We start from the raw sequence: 6,066 nt of genomic DNA on the forward strand, positions 1-6,066 counted from the left end.
TTTTTTTATTCTCCCGCCCCCCACCTATATATACCCCCTCCTATTCACAATCTTCCCCAACCCGCCCATCTCCCTAGGTCAGCAGCCTGCGGCCGTGAGCCGACGGCCCTCGCCGTCGGCTCACGGATCCCCGGTCACGGTTTCCAGAACACCCCGATGCCGTTCGCCACGGCGCGCTCCGGGCTGTCGGTCGGGTGGTTGAGCACGCTCACCGTCTTCGCCCCCGCCGTCCGGGCCACCATCGTCGTGGAGCCGCCGCCGTCCAGGCTGAACGCATCGGCCGCGCCCAACCGCCGCATTTCCGAAGCGACTTCGGCGATCGTCATACCTTTGCGGTAGGCGGTCGCGCCGTCTAGTGCGAGGAGGAGGAGCCTGCGTCCTCCGCTCGCGTAACCCACCGCCGTACGCACGGCCGAGACGTTGTCGTCCAGACCGGGCAGCAGTTCGCCGTCGCGCAGCACGGGGTAGCCGCCGACCGCGAAGCGGTAGGGGGTCCTGGCGCCGGACGCCACCAGCCGCCCGCGGACCGTGACCGGTTCACCCCTGACGAGCCGGCGCAGCCGGTCCGCGCCCGCCTCCCGGCCCAGCAGGACGGTCGTGCCCGCCGCGATCGGGCCACTGCCGGGCGCCCGGGACGTGCCGATCACCTTGCCGCCGCGGACCCGGACCTCGAAGGTGTCCGCGCTGCACCCGGCAGCCCGGTCGGTGTCCGAACCGCAGGTGGCGCGTCTGCGGGAGGCCGAGCCCCAGGCGGCGGTATAGGCGCCCACGGTGCCCTGCGCGAGCGCGTACTGGTCGAGCCCGCGCAGCGGGAGGCTCCCGGCGGGGGTGCGTACCGTGCCGGTGAACACCAGCCGGTCGAGCCGGGCCCGGCGGTCCACGCCCACGCCGAAGACGTCGGTGGTGGCGGTGTCCGGCGGCAGCGACGGGCCGAACCGCTGGGCCGTCGGCACCGCCGACTTGAGCACCCTGCCGTGTGCGATCGCCGGGCCGACGCTCGCCCCGGTCGCCTCGACGCCCGGGTGCTGGTTCTCGGTGATGTCGAAGAAGTCGCCGTTCACGCCCGCGACGGCACCGGCGGCGTCGGCCATGGCGGACACCCTCGCGCGGGCGGCCACCGCACCCGGGGTGAGCAGGTCCACCCGGACGTGCGGGTCGGCCAGGTCGACGGTCAGCACGTGGGCGTGGACCGTGCCCCTGGCCGCCGGCACGTCGAACTGCCGGTAGGTGACGCCGGACGAGATCCGGCCGGCCCCCGACGCGGCGCCGGCCGGTGCCGCCCCCGTGAGGGCCGCACCGGCCAGCACGCCGGACGTGGTGAGAATCGTGAACAGAGTTCGGGTCGTCGCTGCAGGTCGTCTCCGACGATGCGTCACCGCACCCCCTGATGTCTCGTCAAGTTCCACAGGACACAGGGAAGTGCAGCAGACGCGGGTGACCTACGGGGCCGCTAGACGTCGACTACGCGAGAACGGGTGAGAAAACGCACCCCCTCGGGCGCCTCCAGCGAGAATCCGCTACCGCGTCCGGGTACCACGTCCACGATCAGACGGGTGTGGCTCCACACCTCGTACTGGCTGCGGGACATCCAGAAGGTGACCGGCTCCGCGACGCCGTCCACCACCAGTTCGGCCAGCAGCACGTCCGAGCCGCCGGTGCGGAACTCGCCGTCCGGATAGCACATGGGCGCGCTGCCGTCGCAGCAGCCGCCGGACTGGTGGAACATCAGCGGACCGTGTGCGGCGTGCAGCCGGCGCACCAGATCGGCGGCCCGCGCGGTGAGCTCCACACGCGGGGGAGCTGTCGTCTCGTCCATGGTCACCGTCCTGGCCGCGAGGGGTGTCGGATCCCCTCAGTCTCACGCTTCGCCATCCGGCCGTCCAGCAGCGGTCGTTGATCCGCTCCGTGCCTGCGAACGTCGCGCGGTCACGTGGCGGGCAGCAGATCCGTGACCTTCCGCTCCAGGAACGGCAGGGCGCGCTGACTCCAGACCGCCAGGGCGATCGACGCGGCCACCGCGGCCAGGGCCACCGGGCCCAGCGGGGTGCAACCGAAGAAGTGGCTGACCGCCGGTGTCTCGATGAGCGCGACCAGCACCGCCGCCGAGCCCAGCGCGGTGAGCCGGACCAGTGGGCTGTCACGGCGGTCCAGCAGGGTCTGCACGAGCTGGGTACCGACCACCGCGGCGAGCGCCATCGTGCTGGAACGGCGGGACGTTCCCGGTGTCGCCCGGCCGGCGAGCCAGGCCATGAGCGCGCCCACGCTGGTCGTCAGCGCACGGTGCCGGATCTGCCGCAGCAGCGGCGCTCCGAGCGCGGCCGACGGCGAGCCGGGATCCTCCCGCTCGTCCGGCTCCTTCGGGGTGACCGCCACCGCCATCGCCGGGAACAGGTCCGTGAAGAGGTTGACCAGCAGCATCTGCCGGGTGGACAGCGGAGCCCGGCCGCCCAGCAGGGTGCCGAGCACACCGAAACCGACCTCCCCCGCGTTGCCGCCGATGAGGATGGCGACGGCGTCCGCGACCCCGTGCCACAGCGACCGGCCTTCGCGCACCGCGTCGATCAGCACCGTCAGGTCGTCGTCGGTCAGGACGAGGTCGGCGGCGTTGCGGGCGGCTGCCGAACCGCGGGTGCTGATGCCCACGCCCACGTCGGCGGCACGGATCGCCGCCGCGTCGTTGGCGCCGTCCCCGACCATGCCGACCACCCGTCCCGCATCCCGCAGCGCCTCGATGACCTGTAGCTTCTGCTCCGGCGCGACGCGCGCCACCACACCGGCGTCGCGCAGGACACGGGCCCTGCCCGAGCGGTCCACGGCCGCGAGGTCGTCACCGGTCACCACGACGGTGTCCGCGGGCCAGCCCAGTTCGGCGGCGATCGTCCGGGCGGTCCCCGGATGGTCGCCGGTGAGCATCACCGGCCGTACGCCCTCCTCGCGCAGACCGCGCACCAGGGCGGTGGAGGTTTCGCGAGGGGTGTCCGCGAGGGCCAGCAGGCCGACGAACTCAAGGTGTTCCAGGGGCTGTTCCAGGACGCCCGAGACGTCCTCGGCGTCGTCGGGCCGACGCTGGGCGACGGCGAGGACCCGCAGGCCCTCGGTGGCCAGCGACTGTGCCGTCGCCGAGGCGGCTGCCGGGAGACCGGAGCAGGCCGGCAGGACGGTCTCCGGTGCTCCCTTCACCACCAGCAGCGGCGGTCCGTCGCCGGACCGGCCGACGGCGGCCGCGTACCCGCGGGCCGCCTCGAACGGAAGTCCCTCCAACTGGAGCCAGTCGGGGTCGGGTTCGGCCGCGTCCAGGACCGCCGCGTCGGTGACGTGATCCGGCGGCCCGTCGCCGTTGCCGAGTTGGGGGCAGGCCCGGGCCGCCACCCGCAGGGTGCCGGCCGCGCGTGCGTCGCCCACCGGGTGGCCGTGTCCCTCGCCGTCGGTCACCCGCACCAGGCGCAGGGTGTTCTCGGTGAGCGTGCCGGTCTTGTCGAAGCAGACGGTGTCCATCCGGCCCAGCGCCTCCAGCGCGCGCGGTGCCCGGACCAGTACCCCGTCCCGGCTCAGCCGCCGGGCGGCGGCCAGCTGGGCGACCGTCGCCACCAGCGGCAGCCCCTCCGGCACGGCGGCCACGGCCACGGCGACACCGCCGCTGACCGCCTCCCTGATGGGGCTGCCCCGCAGCAGCGCGAGAGCGGTGACCGCGGCGCCGCCGCCCAGCGTCAACGGCAGCGCCTGCGCGGTGAGTTCGTGCAGCCGGGCCTGTACTCCGGCGGCCGGGGGCGTGCGCGCGGCCAGGTGGACGGCGCGGGCGGACTCGGTGCGCTCACCGGTGTCCACGACCACCGCGCGTGCCTGACCCGCGGCCACCGTGGTGCCCTCGAAGACCATGGAGTGCCGGTCCGCCACCGGCACGTGCGGGGTCGCCGCGGTGTGCTTCTCCGTCGGCACCGACTCCCCGGTCAGCGCGGACTCGTCGACCTCCAGGCCGTCCTCCGACAGCACCCGGGCGTCGGCCGGCACCACGTCGTCGGTGTGCAGGTCGATCACGTCGCCCGGCGCCAGGCGCGCCGCGTCGACGGTGTGCGTGTCCGGTTCGTCCGGGGAGTCCGCCACCCGTGCCTGCCGCTTCTGCTCGGCGAGCAGCCCCGACACGGCCTGTTCGGCCCGCAGCCGCTGGACGCCGCCGATCAGCGCGTTCAGGTCGAGCGCGCCGACCACCAGCGCCGCGTCCACCACCGAGCCGACGATCGCGGACGCGGCCGAGCCGACCGCCAGCACCGGGGTCAGCGGGTCGTCCAGTTCGCTGCGCACGGCACCGGCGAGCCGCAGCGTCCACCGCACCGGGGTGAGCAGCGGGTTCCGGGACGGCTCCGCGGCCCGTTGCCGTTCCTCGGGCGACACCGGCTCCCGCTCGTGCTCCAGTCGCTCCAGGGTTTCCCGCGCGCCCAGTTCGTGCCAGTGCACGCGGGCCCGGGGGTGCGGCGCGCCGGCGCGTGCCACCCGCAGCGCCTCCCAGGTCGCCGACAGCAGTGCCGTCGCGGCGGCACCGTCCACCGGCGCGTGCCGCATACCGGGCAGCGCGGCCAGCCGGCCGCGCCCGCTCCTCGACTCGCCGACGGCCACCAGCAGCCCGGAGAGCGCGGCCCCCGAGCGGGCCAGGATCTGCGAACGCCGGGCCACCCGGCGCGCGGCCGGTACCGCGGTCAGCAGCCGCCACACATCGGGCAGTCCGTGCAGGGCCAGGGCGTCGGCACCCCAGACGACCGTGCTGTCGGCGTCGGCGAGCGCGAGCGCGAGGTCCCCGGCGAGCAGCCCGGCCAGCAGCCCGTGGTCCCGCTCCGACCACAGCCGGGCCACCGTGATCACCGCGCCCGCGTCCTCGGGCAGTGAGCACACCACGTCGTCCAACGGCCGTCGGGCGTCCACCACCTGGTCGGCCAGGCCGGTGAAGTCCTCCAACGCCGGATCGTCCACCAGGACGACCCGCAGCCCGGCGCGCCGGGCCGCGTCCAGCACCGGCTCCGTCCAGGGATCGGCCTCCCCGTCCGCGCCCCGGACCGCGCTCGGATGCAGCACGAGGGTGCCGACGAGTTCCAGCTCCCGCAGCCGCTCGGGGTCGCGGACGAGCAGCCCCGAACGGGCCAGTACGGCACCGAGCACCGCCTCGAAGGCGGTCGGCCCGTACCGGGCGGCCTTCGGCGAGGCCGCGAGCACCGCCTCCGCCGCCTCGGTGACATCGTGTTTGACCAGCAGCGTGGCCGCCGCGCCCAGGACGCTGCCGGCGAACGCGTGGTTGGCGTACTCCGAGGCAGGAGTGGTGCGCAGGGGCGGCCGCGGACGGCCGGCGTCGCCGGTGCTCGGCCGGTCCGGGTTGCACAGTTCGTCGTGGAACAGCTCGAAGGCGGCCGCCCGAGCCATCGTGTCGGCGAGCTGGCAGCCGCGCAGGGCCCCGTCGAGCAGCAGCGCAGCGGGGGTCTGCCCGGCTCCGTGGGCCGCCGCGTTCGCGCACGTCAGCAGCAGGTCCATGGCGTCGGCGCCCAGGTGGTCGCGGAGCAGGCCGCGGAAGCGGGGGTTCTCCCGCAGTACGGTCACCACGGCGGTCACCGCCCGCGGCGACGGCGGCAGCCGCAGCGTGTAGGCGGCGACGCCCACACCGGTGCCGACCAGGTCCGCCGCGAGGGTCGCCAGCGCCGCGCGGATGCCCTGCGGGTCCGCCGGGTGCGTGATGTCCTCGGGGCCGCCGTCGTCGGCGACCAGACCGTATCGTGCGGCGAGGTCGTTCGCGTGCGCCACCACGTCGTCGGTGACCGCCTCCTCGGCCGCGGCCACCACCAGCCGCCCGAGCCCCTCGTCCCAGTAGGCGAAGAGCACGTCCGGATGCTCGGCCAGCTCGGCGGCGACATGCACGGCGAGCCGGCGTACCGCGTCGGCCCGCGCCGGATCCGCCGCCCGCAGCGCCAGGTGCGCCCGGGCGCCGGAGCGCCACTGCCGTTCGGCTCCGAGCAGCGCGTTGCGTGCCGCACGCGTCATCCGCGTGGCCGTGTCCAGGCTCCTGACACCGGCCCGCGCGGTCCCGGC

Annotated in this window: 3 protein-coding genes; all 3 read right to left on the reverse strand. The window is 75.0% G+C overall.

The annotated features are described in order from the left end of the window. Window positions 1-134: 134 nt before the first annotated feature. Window positions 135-1,307 (reverse strand): phosphodiester glycosidase family protein, encoded by a 1,173-nt coding sequence (locus ABZ646_RS37985; RefSeq protein WP_360529685.1) that lies wholly within the window; start codon window positions 1,305-1,307, stop codon window positions 135-137. Window positions 1,308-1,450: 143 nt separating this feature from the next. After that, window positions 1,451-1,816 (reverse strand): DUF779 domain-containing protein, encoded by a 366-nt coding sequence (locus tag ABZ646_RS37990; protein WP_360529688.1) that lies wholly within the window; start codon window positions 1,814-1,816, stop codon window positions 1,451-1,453. A gap of 110 nt (window positions 1,817-1,926) precedes the next feature. After that, window positions 1,927-6,066 (reverse strand): cation-translocating P-type ATPase (locus ABZ646_RS37995; RefSeq protein ID WP_360529691.1); only part of this gene is annotated, 4,140 nt, incomplete at its 5' end.

Source organism: Streptomyces sp. NPDC007162 (assembly GCF_040634175.1).
In the GTDB taxonomy this organism is placed as follows: Bacteria; Actinomycetota; Actinomycetes; order Streptomycetales; family Streptomycetaceae; genus Streptomyces.

Excerpts from the sequence above, each read along its gene's own strand:
- ABZ646_RS37990 (WP_360529688.1), bottom strand. The coding sequence starts at position 1,816 with ATGGACGAGACGACAGCTCCCCCGCGTGTGGAGCTCACCGCGCGGGCC.